This is a genomic window from Paraburkholderia sp. RL17-337-BIB-A (assembly GCF_046025895.1).
Classification (GTDB): Bacteria; Pseudomonadota; Gammaproteobacteria; order Burkholderiales; family Burkholderiaceae; genus Paraburkholderia; species Paraburkholderia fungorum_C.
Genome location: NZ_JARESY010000001.1, coordinates 1238165 through 1253291, shown reverse-complemented (window position 1 = coordinate 1253291; position 15127 = coordinate 1238165). Strand labels below are relative to the sequence as shown.

Sequence of the window (15127 nt, the reverse complement as noted above, 5' to 3'; positions counted from 1 at the left end):
TCATGACCGGCGTATGCTTCGACGCAGAGCGCGATCATTCCCGCCGATTGCGCATCGAAACCCTTCGCGACGTGTTGCAGGCTCGCCCACTCATCCAGGAGTTCGACAACATGACTGAAAAAACCATCAAGGTGCCCGGCCCGGATCATCCGATCACGGTCGAGCCGGACACCTCCCATGTGGTGGTCACGGTGGCCGGCCACGTGATCGCGGATACACGCAAGGCGCTGGTGTTGCGCGAGGCGTCGTATCCGCCGGTGTATTACATTCCGCGCAACGACGTCGAGATGACGCTGCTGCAACGCACCGATCACGCGACCTATTGCCCATACAAGGGCGATTGCGCGTATTACAGCATTCCGCTTGGCGGCGAGCGGACGGTGAATGCGGTGTGGACCTACGAGTCGCCCTACGCGGCCGTGAAAGAGATCGCTCAGCATCTCGCGTTCTATCCGAACCGGGTCGATTCCATCGAGGTGCAGCCGGCAGGGTAAACGGCGGAATGCGCGGCGAAACGCGCGCCGGAGTGCGCGGCCAAGCGCGCGGCAAGGCGCATGGCGAAGCGCGCATCGCAGCGGTGCGGGGAGACGCGCGGATTGAAGCGGACTTGTGCTTCTATGAGGGCACGGCGGCCTTCGGGGACTACGCGAGGGCGGAACCCGGCCGCCGGGTTTTTCTGCCGAACGCTTTTCGAACGGTTGGCAGAGACCTTCACGAACCGCTACGTTCATTGTTTGCGTCATCGCGTACGAACGGCAACGCGCCCCGTCTTGGACCAGTGAACAAGCCGCTTAATTGGCCGAGATGCATGGCAAGTGGACGGACAGTTTTTTTGCCGCGAAATGCCAGCATTCCCCAGAGCGAATTGGCAATCTGCACGCTCCACGCCCCGGTAATATTGTTGCGGCTCCAATAGGCCTTGAAGCGTTCGGCGCCCACGCCGAAATCGACGTTCAACCGTTGATCGAATGCCCATTTGATGACGTGCTCCATGACGATCGAGCCGGGACCGAACTTGGCGTAGCGGGCGTCGAAGCCGGCAATGAGACCGTCAACGCAGGTCTTGCCCACGCCGACCACCGTGGCCGCGACTGGCGCGCCATCCAGGGTGACCACGAACAGGCGCGCCATGGCGCGGCCGTCCCCCGGGCAGAGCAGGTTGACGAGAAAGTCCCGATAGTGCGACGAGTCGAGCCATTCGCCTCGCTTGCCGACCCGATCGCCCCACTCGCGTTTGCGCGCCAGTATCCAGTCGACGAGCGCCACGTTTTCGCTGTCGTCGCCGGGTTCCGTCAGGCGCACCGCAAGCTGTCCTTCCTTGGACAAGCGGCGTTCGAGCGCTCCGGGTTTCTTCCCGCTCATCGTGCCTAGCGTCTCGCAAAACGTGTCCCATTCGGTCTCGTCACGAAGCTTCGCGAAGGCGGCGACCGAGTGGGTGGCCCTCATCACATGGCGCTCCCGCATGGCGATAGCGTGCAGTTCAGAGCCTTCGTCCACGTACGGCAACTTGATGAAATCGGCACCGCAATGCCGCAGCGCCGTCCGCCACGCACCGGCAACCAGAGGGGGGGCGGATGGTTCATCGGCCACGAGCACCCTCGTGTAATCGCCTACTTCGTGGTGACTCAGGGGGCAAAGATAAGTCCACAGGAGCCGCCGGTAAGTCACGAGCGGCCAGACCATGACTAGCCGCCCGTTCTCACGATGCACGATGCAGCAGAGCCGTCTGCCGCGCGGCTTGGCTACATGTTGCCAGGCCAGCCAGCACACACTGAAAGCCTGAGCGTACTGGCCGTGCGCGCTGCACCAAAGATCGTCCCATTCTCTCTGTAAAGCCCGAAAGCCATCTTCGTCGCTCACTATCTCAAACTGACAATCTGCGTCGCTCATGGTGTCTCGAGGAAATGACCGCTGTTGGCTGTCGCGCCGCCGCTCGCACACCGGGTCTAACGCGTTGCCGGGAGGTTAAAACGAAGGGCGGGGTAGGACTGACCCGTTTGATGGTGCCAATTGCTCGCGCACTAATATGTTCGACAGCGCACAATCTCGGCGAACGCGCCGTCCGTATGCCGAAAGTGAAGCAGAAAATATCCGGCTGCTTTCGCACACTCGACGGTGCCGAAAATTTCTGCGTCATTCGTTCCTGCCTCGACACACGCCGCAAGCAAGGTCATGGCATGCTCGACGTATTACGGCGGCCCTTGCTGGCGAAGCTTCGCCTTGCCGATTCCGGGCCGTTTCAGGCTCAAACCTGAATTGGAAAAGACTGCCCCTTGTAGCGGAATCAGCACAACCCTGCCCTACTCCGCCGCCGGCCGCCGTACCCTTTCGCCGCCGCCCCTTCGCCGCGACGATGGCCCTCCGACCATCAGACATCCGCACATCGAGCGCCTGGTGCGCGAGCCACGCCATTAGATCGAACACGTTCGCCGTGCGGTGCTGCTTCGGATCGAAGTCAGTCGCGGCGACGTGGCGCGGTTCGCCCGCGTGCCATTCTACGGACGGAATGACGAACGGGGCGGCTGTCCACAACCTTATGTCGTGGACAGCGCCGTTGTCCACCGGCGGGCGCGGGATGTTCGTGACTGCGTAACGGCTGCCGCCTGTGCCGAAGCCGGTACACGCTTCATGTTCAGTGGCGTAGCCGCCTGTTTAGCCTGTGCGTTTGTCGACGCGTCTGAACAGCGCGGCGCGGGATTCGTTGAGTTCCTCGGCGGCCTGCAGGTCAGTTAGCGCGCAGGCGGGTTGCCGCAACTCTTCGAGCGTGACGCCTTCGCGCAGGACCGTCGCGGCGGTCGCATTGACCGCAAACTTACACCACGCCTACATGAAATACTAAAAAGGAAATTGAAACGAGGAAAATCAATGCAACTCATTGATTTTATTGGTACGGCAGGAGGGACTCGAACGATTATATAAGGAAAATTTCGTCAAAATCGACCCTATGAGTGACTGAACTCGGCCAAACGCCCAGCCTGGTATAGGCACTCTTCTTCGACCTGAGCGTGCAACTGATTGCATGTTACAAACAACAGCCTATTTCGTGTCGCCAGGCGCTTCAGCTCAGGCCATGTGTTCGGCGGGCTACGCAGTTCGCGCTGCGCGCGAAGCCCTACCGGGCCGGCTGCTACCGCCTCACCCCAGCGCTGCAATGCAGCGCTGGGGCAAGCACACTATGGCCTTCGGACAGGGCATCGGTACGCAGCAGTCGTAGTTTGTTTTGCAGAGAGGGGGCTTCTACAAGTCAAACGCGACCTCCCTGCGCTGCGCTATCGGCGGGGACACGACAGCGCTTTCAAAAGCTTCACGGCTCCCAATAATCACGACTTGCTCGACGCCGCGTGTCAGTGCCGTATAGACGAGCGAATGGTCCAGCAAGCGACTTTTCGAGAGCACAATGACCACCCGACCGAACTGCGACCCTTGTGCTTTATGCACGCTGATGGCGTAAGCTAGTTCGATTCGTCCGGACACCTCGTCCGGTCGGAAAACGTGCATATCACCGTCGAAAGAAACTTGCAGCGCGCCGTCGGCTTCGACCGAAACCACGCGACCAAGCGCCCCGTTCATCAGAGAGCGCTCGTAGTCGTTGAGCAAATGAATGACGGGCTCACCAGGCACGAAGGAATCTTGCGGGCCAGCATTCGCTGCTTGAGCATGAAAGCTACCGTTGATGAAGCGGGTACCTGCTCGTCCTCCTTTGACAGCGGCAAGAACCTGCCAATCCTCGCCAGCCCACTCTTGGACGATAGTCCGCAGAAGCGGCATGACGCCATCTAAATCGCAATCAATGAAACTTACTCCGGCATGCTTGCCCTCGAATGGAACAAACCTCGGCACCAAATGCTCGCGTACGTCTGAGGCTGCTGTTGGAATACCAGAGGAGGCGGCCTGTCGATGAACAGTCCGCAGTTGAACCTGAGGTACTTTTGCGCTGCCAACTAATCGATGGAATGCCAAGCCGAACCCGATGGGGGGCAACTGCGCAGAATCACCCACGAGCATCAGTCCCGCACCATCTGGCATGTGCTGCAGAATTCGATATAGCGTAGGCAAGTCCAGCATTGAAGCTTCGTCGATGACTATCAGGCTTTCAGCGGTGACTTCCAATCGACCAGACCGTACTGCGCTCAGAAACTTCGCGATAGTCATTGCAGGATGACGCGTGGCCTCTTCCATGCGTTGAGCGGCCCGACCAGCCAGAGCCATCTGCAATACGGAAAGGTTCTGCGCTTCAGCCAATTGAAGAACGACGCGTAAAACCGTCGTCTTACCGACGCCAGCTCCGCCGGTCAACAAGCAAAACTGATGTTCGAAAGGCAGTACAACGGCCGCACCTTGCTCATCGTTGAGACGAAAGCCCTGAGCCGTCTCAACAGCACGAATGTTCTGCGCCGTCCATCCGTCTAGCGTCTGCATTGGAAACAGAGGGGCTTGAGAACGCTGCTCGCCCGACAACATCGAGCGTATACGGCTAGCAATCCCATTTTCCAACGCCCATGCTCCGAAGGCCTGATACCCAATCACTGAATTGCCACAAACTGCGCCTTCGGCCAATGCCACCTCTATTGCCCTTTTTACCAACCGTCGGTCTATCCGGCCCGCCAAAGCCGCCTCCAGAGCGCCAGACGAAGCTACGGTATGGCCCCACTGCAGACGGTCGTACAGGCAGGACTCAACCGCACCTACGAGACGGCGGTCATCGTCGGCAGCGATTCCGAGTTTCGCGCCCAAAGAGTCGACGCGCCTCCACGAAGCGAGCGCAAGCAAATAGTAGGGATTCCGCTGGAGAAGTTCACGAGTCTTGGTGCCCCAGACACGACGCAGAGTTGTTGCCATCCGCAGGTCAAGTCCGTGAGCGTCCAAGAATTCAACTGTTTCCGCTTCTTCACGCTTGTGAGCCCATGTGTCTACGAGTGACCGCGCCAACGACGGGCTCACAACTCGTTCAAGCTCGTCTGTCAGGCCATCAGACAGCACATGAGAGAGCCGCTCCCCGAACTCCTCCCACAAGCGTGCCGCTTTGCCCTCTCCAATTCCCCGGAAGTCAGGGTGTTCGGAAAGGTAGTGTGTAAGCAAATGTCCACGCGGGAGTTCGTATCGAACGCTGGTTGCATGGAGTTGCAATCCATACTTTCCATCGTTTCGGAAACCTCCGTTTACAAGCCATGATTCACCGGTGACCGGGGCGCGAACGAACACGTTCGGCGGAGCGATGACACGAATGGCGTTCCCAGCCTCATCAACCGCGCTGAAAATGGTCGCACCGTTACCCAGTATGCTGAGCAAACGCCGAACGGACAGCCGTACGGTAGAGGTCGGCGCGAGCTCCATTAGTCCCCCGCCGGCGGAGTAACAATACGCTTCCCGGTGTCAATCATCATGTCCTGTCTGCCCAGTTGTTGCAGAAGGTCCTTTACCTGCTTTCGCAGCATGTGGTTCTCCGCGACAATTACGGCATTCTGTTGCTCCAGCGTGTTCAACTTTCGTTCGAGCCGTTGCAACTGTTGGGTTCCGGTTCGTGCCGAGCCACCATGTTGGTCTGCATTCGCGGGTCCAACACTCTTCTCTCGAAGAGCCTGCTTCTGCGACAAACTCTTCAGGCTTTCACAAAGCAAGCGCACGTCCTCGTTTTGATAGAACGAATTCGTCGGTATTCCTGTTATTCGTGACAGCTCCGCCTTATTCACGTCTCCGTCTCGTCCCAAAGGAATTGGGGTTCCGGCCTGAATGAAGGACTGCAACATCGCGAGATATTCTCGCCCTTTGTCTCTTCCGTTCTTCATTTATCACCTTTCGAAACGCTGTTAAGCCATTCCACGAACGAACCAGCAAGCTCCTTGTCGACAACCACGTTGTTTCGTCTTTTGGACCTGTCCAATATCCTTTGAGCCGAGGAATCCACTTCGAGGGTCAAACTCATATGACTGAGGACAGCTCGCAATGCTTGGCACGTTCGAACGAACTTAAACTCATAGTCGGACATTGCCGTCTGTCCAGGCGGCAACGATTCGCCAGTAAGACGCTCTGGTGACTGGAGACCCTTCCGTTCTTTGAATTGCTCAACCTGCTCCTCGAGCGACTCGATGTAGATGTTAAGTCTCTCGACCTCTCGCTTCAGGTTTCCTGCTTCTAGCTTTTTGGTGACGAGAAGCGCTTCGGCGCCCGGGTCGGTTATCGCGCGACCAACTCGCAATCTCGACCCCGTGTCCAAATGTTGCTTTTGGTACGTCAGTATCTTTGACTTATACCGGACGTTACGCATCAAGGTAGATTTATTGCACGGAGCCCCCTCGACCTGGGCAATGTGGCGAGCAGTGAGGTCGGCGAGGTCGGTTGCATTTCGGACCTTTACCCGGGTCTTTCCGAGGTACAGCAGGTATTCGTCAATTATGGCTTCTCGCCGGGTCTGATTAGCTTCCTGCCACACGGCAAACCTGCTGGGCTTCGTCATTGCTCGCTCTCCTCTTCGCCTAGCAACCTCAACGACGTACGGGACAATCCATACTCGGATGTTTCTTTGTCAAGTACCTCGGCAAGCTGCGCAGCGTTCAGGCCGGTTGCGCCAGCAATTGATTTCAACAATCCGGCACATTCTGCTGCCGGGTCAATCGGCAAATCTTGGGCAAATGCTGCTCGCAGGTTTCCGGACTTCGCAAGCAACTCTCGTCTTAGTAAGTCAAATCGAGCGCGGACTTGTGGGCTCTGCATCGTAGGATAGGCAATACATTCCCCCAAACGCGCGAGAAGATATTCAGTCATAGATGTCGGTGCCACAACCCTCTGAAGGTCACGCTCAATAATTTCAGGTCTTTGAACAAGCCACTTTCGATTGTCTGTACCAGCTGCAATCCTCTGCCGCGTCAGCTCAAGGACCTCTTCGCTGAGAATCCAACCTGTGAGCTCTTCGCAGAGTCGACCCCGCTCCTCCTCGAGTCGGTCAAGCTCTTCTCCGGTATATTTCGCGTTGAGTGTCTTCTCGTCTGCCGAAAGTAAAGCTTCGAGCTCGTCAACCATTTCTGCGACTTGCCGCTTTTTTGCGCCCACGGCGGGCAAATGGTCGACGCTACGTACTGCATAGTCGCAGAGGCTGCAACGATGCGTTCCGCGTAAGTCCTTAACAACCTCTGGGGGGCAGATATTGTTGTAAGGGCAGATTTCGGTTTTGTTTGCGGCCGCGTCGATGCCTCGTGTCAATCGCAGCACATCAACACCTTTAGCTGCTTTCTCGTTGAACGAAATGCTGATGCACCCATAAGAGACTAAGGTCTCATCGAGGTTGGCACGCATACTCTGCGCGAGCCGCGAGTTCACGCTGTCAGCATGTATGAAAGCAGAAGTTTCCTTGCGTCCAGTCAGAACGGGTTCAAAAGCATTTCGCAAAGCCGCATCTCTCATGCGAGCGGCTTGATGTACTTGCTCGATTTCCAAAGTCTCTTGGTCAAGGTGCACGTAGTAATTGACGACGCCGGGACGCTGACCTGTAATGTGTTTGCCAATCAGGTCAGTTGGCAAAAATGTAATGTACTGCGAGACGACTGCGACGCGACTACTATGTGGGGTCACGCTCGTCATCACGTTTAGTTGACAATGCTCGCCAGCGCCAAACCGCTTTCCATAAGCCTCAAGCTTTAGCTTCAGGTCTGGGTCGTTCGCTCGTAGGCCCGGCGGCAATAGTCTTAGGAGCGGGCGTGTCGAACCGTAACTGATGAGTTCGGGGAGCAGCCCTTGGAGGCCGCACAACGTGCTCTTCCATACAACGCCGTAAGTCGTGTCGTCGTGTGGTTTGCCATCCTTCGTGTACGCGAAGAGCGGGCGGAATTTCGGCCACTTGGTCGATGGATTGTCGTTGTAAAAATGAATGGCATCGAACCCAGCTTCGTCAATTAGCTCAACCCAGTCGCGTTGAGCGCGGAGCAACTCTATGACACGGATATTGACATGCGGGGTCCACGTAGCCTTCTTCTCCTTGTCAGTATTCACGAATAGCATCGCAAATTCTGTATCGTCATCGCCGACGACCGAATCGAATAAGTCTCGGTCTAGCCATTGAATGTGGTTATGCCGTAGCCCGGTGTGTAGCGCGACGAGATTTTGATGAACCGCGTGCGGGTGCGGTAGAAATACAGACCGTCCACCTTTCACCGTGCGCCAACCTAGGTCGAGAACATTCGGGATGAATCGAAGGGGGATAGTCTTTCCGCTTGCGAACAACACAGGCACGAAGCCTACGAGGTCCACGCTAGCGAATGTGTCGATTACACCGCACTCTGCAACCTTCTTTACCTGCTCAGAACTTAACGTCCCCGAGAGAGCAAGGTTCGTCACTACGTAATGATGCGCGAGGAGCGCCTCGTGATAGTCGAGATATACCGCGAAGAGACGGCGCGGAACTGGCCGCTTCTTGGTCGCTTTAGGCCGAGACGTTCGCGGGAAATCATGCGGCGATAACGGCTGGCTGAATCCTTCGCAGCCTGGAAGCTCCTCAGAGTAACGTTCGATGAACTCGAAGAAGCCTTGTAGCTGGAGCAGGTTTGCATAGTAGCCGTTGTTAGACCATTTGCGATGTTCCCCGTGCGCATTCATGAACTCGATAAACGTTACCGGCATTTCCTGCTCTAATGGAAGCAGGCGGCTGACGAATACAGTCTTGAGTAAAAGTGAAGGCGAACGGGGGTACGTGAAGACAGCGCCAGGATTGCGGGCAAACCAGTACGGAAGGTAATAAAACAAGTAAATGTTCCACCAACGAAGCGCCAACTTGACCTGCTTGTAGCTTTCCCTCGCCGTCTTCCGGACATAGAGCTCCTCCAACTCGAGCCACTGTTCGCTCATACTACGGATATCGACCTCAAGTCCCGGAAGACGCTCAAGCGCGCGGATACGCTCCGGCTTTGCCCATACGGGCTCGACATGCAACAGTTCCTGCAGCAGGTCGCGGTCACTACGTGGCCCCGAGTCGAATATGTGGCGAAGTGGTCCTTCCTCTGGCCTACCCAACCCTGATGCAATCCGCAACGCATCATCGCGCAGCGCCGCTGCCCAGCTCTCTGCGGTTATAGCGACCCGCTCTCCGAAAGCGGACTTCAAGACGTCTAGGAGTGCCTTATACGCGAGAGGCAGAGTGTCATTCGGGCTGAGGACTTCTTCGGCTCCTTTTATAGCCAACAAGTCTCTGATGTTAACGTCCTCCGCTCGGTGCCATCCGGTAGCTAGGAGCAATTTCGTACCGTAAGTAAGAAACCACTCTTTGCGTTTGCGGTCTCGTCCAACGGAATCAAACGCGGCATGGGGAAGAGAATCGGACTGCGAGTCCAAGGTGCGTATAAAGGCTAAAAGCTCCGAGGCGACTAGCCCACCGACTTCTCGCCTCCTGCCGGCTCCGACCTGTGGAGCATCGTTGCGTATGGAGGGCCACGGAAAAGTTATTGGCAACGTGATTGCGCCCGAGCTATGGAGGGCGACGAGGAACAAGCCAACACCAGGCCTAATGGTGACCGCGTAGCTTCGCTTGAAAGCCAACATCCCCGTGGATGGAAACATCAGCGCCTTAAAATGTGCTTCTGTCAGATAGCCCGTCTTCTGCCGATACGCTTCGAGTGCTTCCCTGACATACGCCTCGTCGAATCGTCGGTCTGGTTTGCTCAGTACACTTTTGCGGACAAACTTCGCATACGCTCCTCTAAGATGCGTGCTAGTGGTAACCATCGCAAGGTCGATATGCTCCAGCCCATAGGCCAATAGCAAAGCGTCAGCACTCTGGGTGAGAGCAGCCCTAATGTCGGCATGAAGCGCATCCCCCGTTCTATTGAATACGACACTGTGCGGCGTCAGATTAACCACGGGTATTGCCCTCCTGAACAATCTGAGAACGTACCTTTGCCATTTGGGCCTCAAGCGCCTCTAGCTTCAGCTCCAGCAGTTTCTTTGGAGTGCCATTGCGAAAAAGCACCCGGTTGGCGTGCTGAATTTCCAGCTTGCGTAGGTCTTTATCGAATCTGGCATATTTCAACGTGCTCTTGACATCGCTATGCCCGAGCAGTTGCTGCACAATTGGGACGGGCAGGCCGTAGTCCCCGTTGCTTCGAGGGAAGTAATTCAACACGTATGTCCCGTACATATGCCGAAGCGAATGAGGACCAGTCCCCCTCGGTAGCGAAACGCCAACACGCCCGCACGCGCCCTGAAAAACATCCAATCTGCTTGAGGGCGCGCTCAGAAAATACGGCAGGCCGCGTTGCTGGCCTTTGAGAAACTGGAACAGGAAATCGTGCCGCCCGTGCGCTATGTATTCGCGTTCCAAATATCGCTGAAGCGATTCGAAGAACACGCTGGCAAAAGGCTCAATGAGAAGAGTCAGGTCGGTTGTACGTCCTTTCCACGCGAGCGACTCTCGTTGGCTTGGAGAAAGTGCGCGATAGCTTGGGTGCCCGGGTCTCGTCTTGGGGTCAACCAAATGCACAGTTCCTTCTTCGACATCAACGTCGTCGCTAAGGAGCGTTTGAAGGCCCTCGTGGGTGCGGCAGCCGCTTGCGGCCAGTAGCGAATAAATGGATTTATCGCGTTCTGTGGGCATCGCATCAATGAGGTCCATCACCTTATCGTATGGAAACGCTCGGGACTCGTCGTAATCGACGATTTCCGTCGCATCGCCCAGCACGACGCACTCAATGAGTTGAGGCCCCCCAGAAACGACGCCGGCAAGCATCGAATGCGCTCTCATCGCTTTGACTTCTTGAGGCTGCAATTGCCGCTTCTGGCCCAAGCCGGGAAGAAGTGAAGTTTCGGCGACGACAATTCTGTTGTTGTAGACGGTCGCCAGTTCAGCCAGCTCTTTACGCACTGTCTCCGACAGCTTCAGGAAGCGCCGGAGCGCGGCCTTTTTTGGAATCAAGCTGCTGGTGGCGTTGACCCCTGGCGGCAACGAGACAGCCACCGCCTGCGCAATGGGATGGGAAGCATCTGTACCGAGGAGCAGGTATTCGCCATAGGCCTCAAGCGCGTCAGCAAGTTGCAGCTTGGTCAGCGGTTGACCTTGGCCGTGATAGGCCATTACCTCGATTAGGTAGTTGAAAAACTCAGCGAGGTGCCGGCAGTAGGATTCACGCGTGTTGGGAGGTGAGTTGCGTAAAGACTCTGCAAATGCCGCGAAGGCAGCAATGGGAAGACCGTCGGGGCCGAGGAGCTGCCATGTCGTCCGCCCGCCAGCCTGTCGTCTGCGCAAACTCACATGCTTGTACATACTGCCAGCCCCCAAGTATGCAACTGCAAATAACAGTAGCACTCAGTGCCCAAGTATGCAACTAAATTGCATACTTGGGCCGACAGACGAGACTTCGCAACGAGGTGTTATTACCTCGAGAAGCCTGTCGCTATTGGGAAAGATGGTGTCGCGGACGGGAATCGAACCCATAACCTGCGGCTTAGAAGGCCGCTGCTCTATCCGATTGAGCTACCGCGACTTAACAGAAATTGATACGGTCAAGCATGCAACTTACAACACCCGATATAAGAACCCCCCACCCTCGGCTTAGAAGGCCGATGCTCTATCCAGCTGAGCTACTGCCGTATTGACGTGAGGCGATGCAGCACGACAACCGTGTACACCATGCATCGCCCGCAATGAGAACCCGTACAGGGCATTGGAACCTGTGCACTATCACTGCCACAGGGTTCGTGGGATACCGAAATTCTAACTGACCGAGCCAAGGCTTGGAAATCCAATCCGCCGCGCGGCAACGCTGACCGGCAGCCACCCAAACCTGGCCACAAAACAAAATCGGCCCGGCAGGTTGAGTCGGGCCCGGATTATAACCGATCGCCTCTCGCCCGCGAACCGCACGCCAGCGCGAGGCGCGCAGCAGCGGACATATCGAATGCAATCAGACCGGCTGCGGGTGCAGCATGAACCAGCCGAGGAACACGATCCCCGCGATCACGCAGTACACGCCGAACGAAGCCAGACGTCCGCGGCCTTCGAAATAGCGCATCAGAAAACGCACGCTCAGATACGCGGCGATTGCGGTCAGCACGCCGCCGAGCAATGCATCGGCGAGTTGTCCCGGTGCATGGAACAATTTCGGCAATTCGAGCACGCCGGCCGCGAGGATGATCGGCGTGCCCAGCAGGAACGAGAACTCGGCGGCCTTCTCGGTCGTCAGGCCAGCCGCATTGCCGGCGATCATCGTCAGACCGCTACGGGAGAAGCCCGGAATCAACGCGCCGATTTGCGCGAGACCGACAAAAAACGCCTGACTGAGAGTCAGCTTCTCCGGCGCCCGATGCGCGCGCGAACGTTGCAGACGATCGCCGAACCACAGCAGCACACCGTTGACGATCAGCGCGATGGCGACGATGCGCAGATCGTGAAAGAGCCGCTCGAGGCGCTTCTCGAGGATCAGTCCGACGAGGCCCGCCGGAATCGTACCGATGATGAGCGCCCACATCATGTGCGCGTCGTCATTGCGACGGCCAGCGAATGACGCGAAGAAGCCGCGCACCAGTTCGCACCAGCGCTTGCGGAAATACCACAGCAGCGCGAACGCCGTGCCGAGGTGCAACGCGACGAGGAACGGCAGCAACTGCGGCGCGTGCTTGTCGATATGCATACCGAACAGTGCGGGCACGAGCAGCGTATGGCCGAGGCTGCTGACCGGGAACAACTCGGTGACGCCTTGCAGCACGCTCAGGAAAATCAGAAACGACAGGTTCACGCGGCGGTCCTTGTAAGGAAAATGTCGGGGAACAGCGCGCCGCAAGGGGAACAGCACGGCGCGTCAAAAGCGCACCGATTATGCCTGGCTGCAAAGTCAGCGCCAAGCGTTTGAACCGCATTCGGGGAAATATTGATGCGCTGCGTCACAACTGGAAACCGTTGTTACGCCGCAGAAAAAGAATGGGCACCGCCGACGGCCGCCCTGCGATCATGAAGAAGTTGTGGTGCGCGTGAAGCGCGAGACGCTTGCCAGTGCGCGTACCGACCGGCCTGGTAGAAGCTTAGGCAGACGGTTGGATCAGCGCTCGAGCTTGTAGAAGAAGTAGACGGTGCTGACTGCGAACATGCCGAACAGCGCCAGCCCCATTGCCATTGCGAGATCCATAACGCCCTCCTGAGCCGGTTTCGCCCGGTAGTCGAAACCACCGGGCAGTGAGCGGATTATCGACAAGGTTAGTGCTTCCCGGACACCCGCAATTTCCCGAGAAGGGTTTCCCCGTAGCGCAAAGCAGCGCAAAATCCTTCTCTTGCGAGCATTCAACCTTTATCAACCCAGCCCACCGACCATGCCCCTCTCCCCGCAACAGGACATTCTCGAGATTGCCCAGGACGCCTCCGTGCTCCGCTTCTCGCCGCAAGCCGGTGGCCGCCTTCTGTCGTGGACCATCGACGGCGAAGAGGTGATTCACTGGCCCGAGAACGCCGACTGGAGCCAGCCCGCCAGGATTCGCGGCGGCAACCCGCTGCTGTTTCCATTTCTCGGCCGGCACCGTGTCGACGGCAAAATTGGCTACTGGCGTGACGCACAAGGCACCGTGCGCGAATTGCCAATGCACGGTTTTGCACGCGACCTGCCCTTCGAGGCCCACGCCGATGTGCACGGCGCCGGCCTGCGCATGACCCTCACCGACAGCGACGCGACGCGCGGCGGCTATCCGTTCGGCTTCCGTTTCGAAGCGGCGTACCAGCTTGTCGATCCCCATACGCTGGAAGTCACGCTGAGCACCGCCAATACCGGCGACACGAGGCTGCCGTACTACGCAGGCCACCACTTCTATTTCACGTTGCCGCATACGCAGCGCGCCGAGACGTCGCTGGAACTGCCGCGCAGCGAACGGCGCTATCAGCAGGGCGACGGCTCGATCAGCGCGGCCGAGGCGGGCGCGGCGCGCTACACGCTCGACGAGGCGCGGATTCACGACTGCTTCCATTGCCTTGTTGGTGCGCCGGACCAACCTGTGCGTCTCAGCGCACCCGGCCTGAACCGGCTCATCACGATCGACCTGCGACGGCCGGACTCGTTGCCCTGGTACTCGGTCACGACATGGACCGAAGCCGCTGACTCGGACTTCTACTGCGTCGAGCCATGGCTGGGTCTGCCGGATGCGATCCACAACGGCATGGGATTGCGTTGGCTCGAGCCGGGACAAACCGAGACGGCCGCACTGCGCATCAGCGTCAGCAAGCTGCGCGAATAGCAAGGTCACACTGCAGGATTTGCGAGCATCGCGACGTGATCGATTGCGCGACCCCTCGTGGCTTATTGCCGCGTTCCTGCTGTGTGCGCCCTCCTCCCCGCCCGTTTTTCGGATGCTGCAGCGCAAAACCGTTAGAATCGGACGCTTTGCATCTACCTGTCGCGTGATCGGGATCGGCGCGCGGCAGCGCTTTGCGAGGTCCAATGCTCAACAGAAGAAGAATGATGAAACGGCTCGCCTGCGCGTCGTTGCTGGCGGTGCTCGCCGCCTGCGGGTCCGCTCCGGTGGGGCCAGGCTTTTATCGCGTCGAACGGGGCGATACGCTATCGAAGATCGCGCGCAGCAACCGGCAATCGGTGCAAAGCATCGTGCGCTGGAACAGTCTGACCAACCCGGACAGCATCGAGGTGGGGCAAGTGTTGCGGGTCGCGCCGCCAGGGGGTGGCGCTTCAGGCGGCACCTCAGCTGGCGCAATCCGCAGCAGCGGTGCGGGCAGCGCGAGCGCGTCGGCTGCGCCGCGTCCGGCTCCTAGCGACAATGCGCCGGCTTCGACGATCTCACTGGTATGGCCGGCAGACGGCACGGTGATCCGGCGCTTCGACGGCGGCAACTCGAAGGGCATCGATATTTCGGCGGCAGCGGGCACGCCGGTGATAGCTGCGGCGCCCGGCACGGTGGTCTACGCAGGCAACGGCTTGCGCGGTTACGGCAACCTGCTGATCATCAAGCACAATGCCGAGTACCTGACGGCCTACGCGCACAACCGCGCGTTGCTGGTGAAGGAAGGTCAATCGGTCACGCGCGGCGAGAAGATCGCCGAAATGGGCGACACCGACACCGATCGCGTCATGCTGCACTTCGAACTGCGCTATCAAGGCCGCTCGATCGACCCCTCGCGGGCACTGCCGCCTCGCTAGCCGTCCAGCGTCAGGCA

Annotated in this window: 11 protein-coding genes and 1 tRNA gene; 3 read left to right on the top strand and 9 right to left on the bottom strand. The window is 58.1% G+C overall.

Annotation, left to right across the window (positions count from 1 at the left end; all coding sequences use genetic code 11):
• The first annotated feature begins 110 nt into the window (after positions 1 to 110).
• Entirely contained in the window at positions 111 to 494 is a 384-nt protein-coding gene (locus P0D84_RS05895) for a DUF427 domain-containing protein (protein WP_408333456.1), read from the top strand.
• A 217-nt stretch (positions 495 to 711) separates the two neighbouring features.
• On the opposite strand, the gene P0D84_RS05890 is transcribed toward P0D84_RS05895, so the two are convergent.
• From P0D84_RS05890 to P0D84_RS05850, 9 genes are all read right to left on the bottom strand, one after another.
• Entirely contained in the window at positions 712 to 1596 is an 885-nt protein-coding gene (locus P0D84_RS05890) for a GNAT family N-acetyltransferase (protein WP_408333453.1), read from the bottom strand.
• Positions 1597 to 3237: 1641 nt separating this feature from the next.
• Positions 3238 to 5334, bottom strand: a complete 2097-nt coding sequence (locus P0D84_RS05885) for an AAA family ATPase (protein WP_408333450.1) — start codon at positions 5332 to 5334, stop codon at positions 3238 to 3240.
• On the bottom strand, positions 5334 to 5786 hold the full coding sequence (locus tag P0D84_RS05880; RefSeq protein ID WP_408333447.1) for a hypothetical protein: 453 nt from the start codon (positions 5784 to 5786) through the stop codon (positions 5334 to 5336). Before P0D84_RS05880 ends, P0D84_RS05885 begins: the two co-directional genes overlap by 1 nt.
• The gene (locus P0D84_RS05875; RefSeq protein WP_408333444.1) at positions 5783 to 6454 is read right to left on the bottom strand and encodes a hypothetical protein; all 672 of its coding nucleotides are present in this window, start codon (positions 6452 to 6454) and stop codon (positions 5783 to 5785) included. Before P0D84_RS05875 ends, P0D84_RS05880 begins: the two co-directional genes overlap by 4 nt.
• On the bottom strand, positions 6451 to 9843 hold the full coding sequence (locus tag P0D84_RS05870) for a hypothetical protein (protein WP_408339922.1): 3393 nt from the start codon (positions 9841 to 9843) through the stop codon (positions 6451 to 6453). Before P0D84_RS05870 ends, P0D84_RS05875 begins: the two co-directional genes overlap by 4 nt.
• A complete protein-coding gene (locus P0D84_RS05865) occupies positions 9836 to 11242 on the bottom strand; it encodes a tyrosine-type recombinase/integrase (protein WP_408333441.1) in 1407 nt (468 codons plus the stop codon). Before P0D84_RS05865 ends, P0D84_RS05870 begins: the two co-directional genes overlap by 8 nt.
• Before the next feature lie 143 nt (positions 11243 to 11385).
• Positions 11386 to 11462: transfer RNA gene (locus P0D84_RS05860), tRNA-Arg, on the bottom strand.
• 420 nt (positions 11463 to 11882) lie between these two features.
• Complete coding sequence (locus P0D84_RS05855; protein WP_408333438.1) at positions 11883 to 12713, bottom strand: undecaprenyl-diphosphate phosphatase; 831 nt, start codon at positions 12711 to 12713, stop codon at positions 11883 to 11885.
• Positions 12714 to 13013: 300 nt separating this feature from the next.
• Positions 13014 to 13166, bottom strand: a complete 153-nt coding sequence (locus P0D84_RS05850; protein WP_408333435.1) for a hypothetical protein — start codon at positions 13164 to 13166, stop codon at positions 13014 to 13016.
• 115 nt (positions 13167 to 13281) lie between these two features.
• Here P0D84_RS05850 and P0D84_RS05845 point away from each other — a divergent pair, with 115 nt between their 5' ends.
• On the top strand, positions 13282 to 14193 hold the full coding sequence (locus P0D84_RS05845) for an aldose epimerase family protein (protein ID WP_408333432.1): 912 nt from the start codon (positions 13282 to 13284) through the stop codon (positions 14191 to 14193).
• A 203-nt stretch (positions 14194 to 14396) separates the two neighbouring features.
• Positions 14397 to 15110: a peptidoglycan DD-metalloendopeptidase family protein gene (locus tag P0D84_RS05840; RefSeq protein WP_408333429.1), complete on the top strand. Its 714-nt coding sequence runs from the start codon at positions 14397 to 14399 to the stop codon at positions 15108 to 15110.
• Positions 15111 to 15127: the final 17 nt, after the last annotated feature.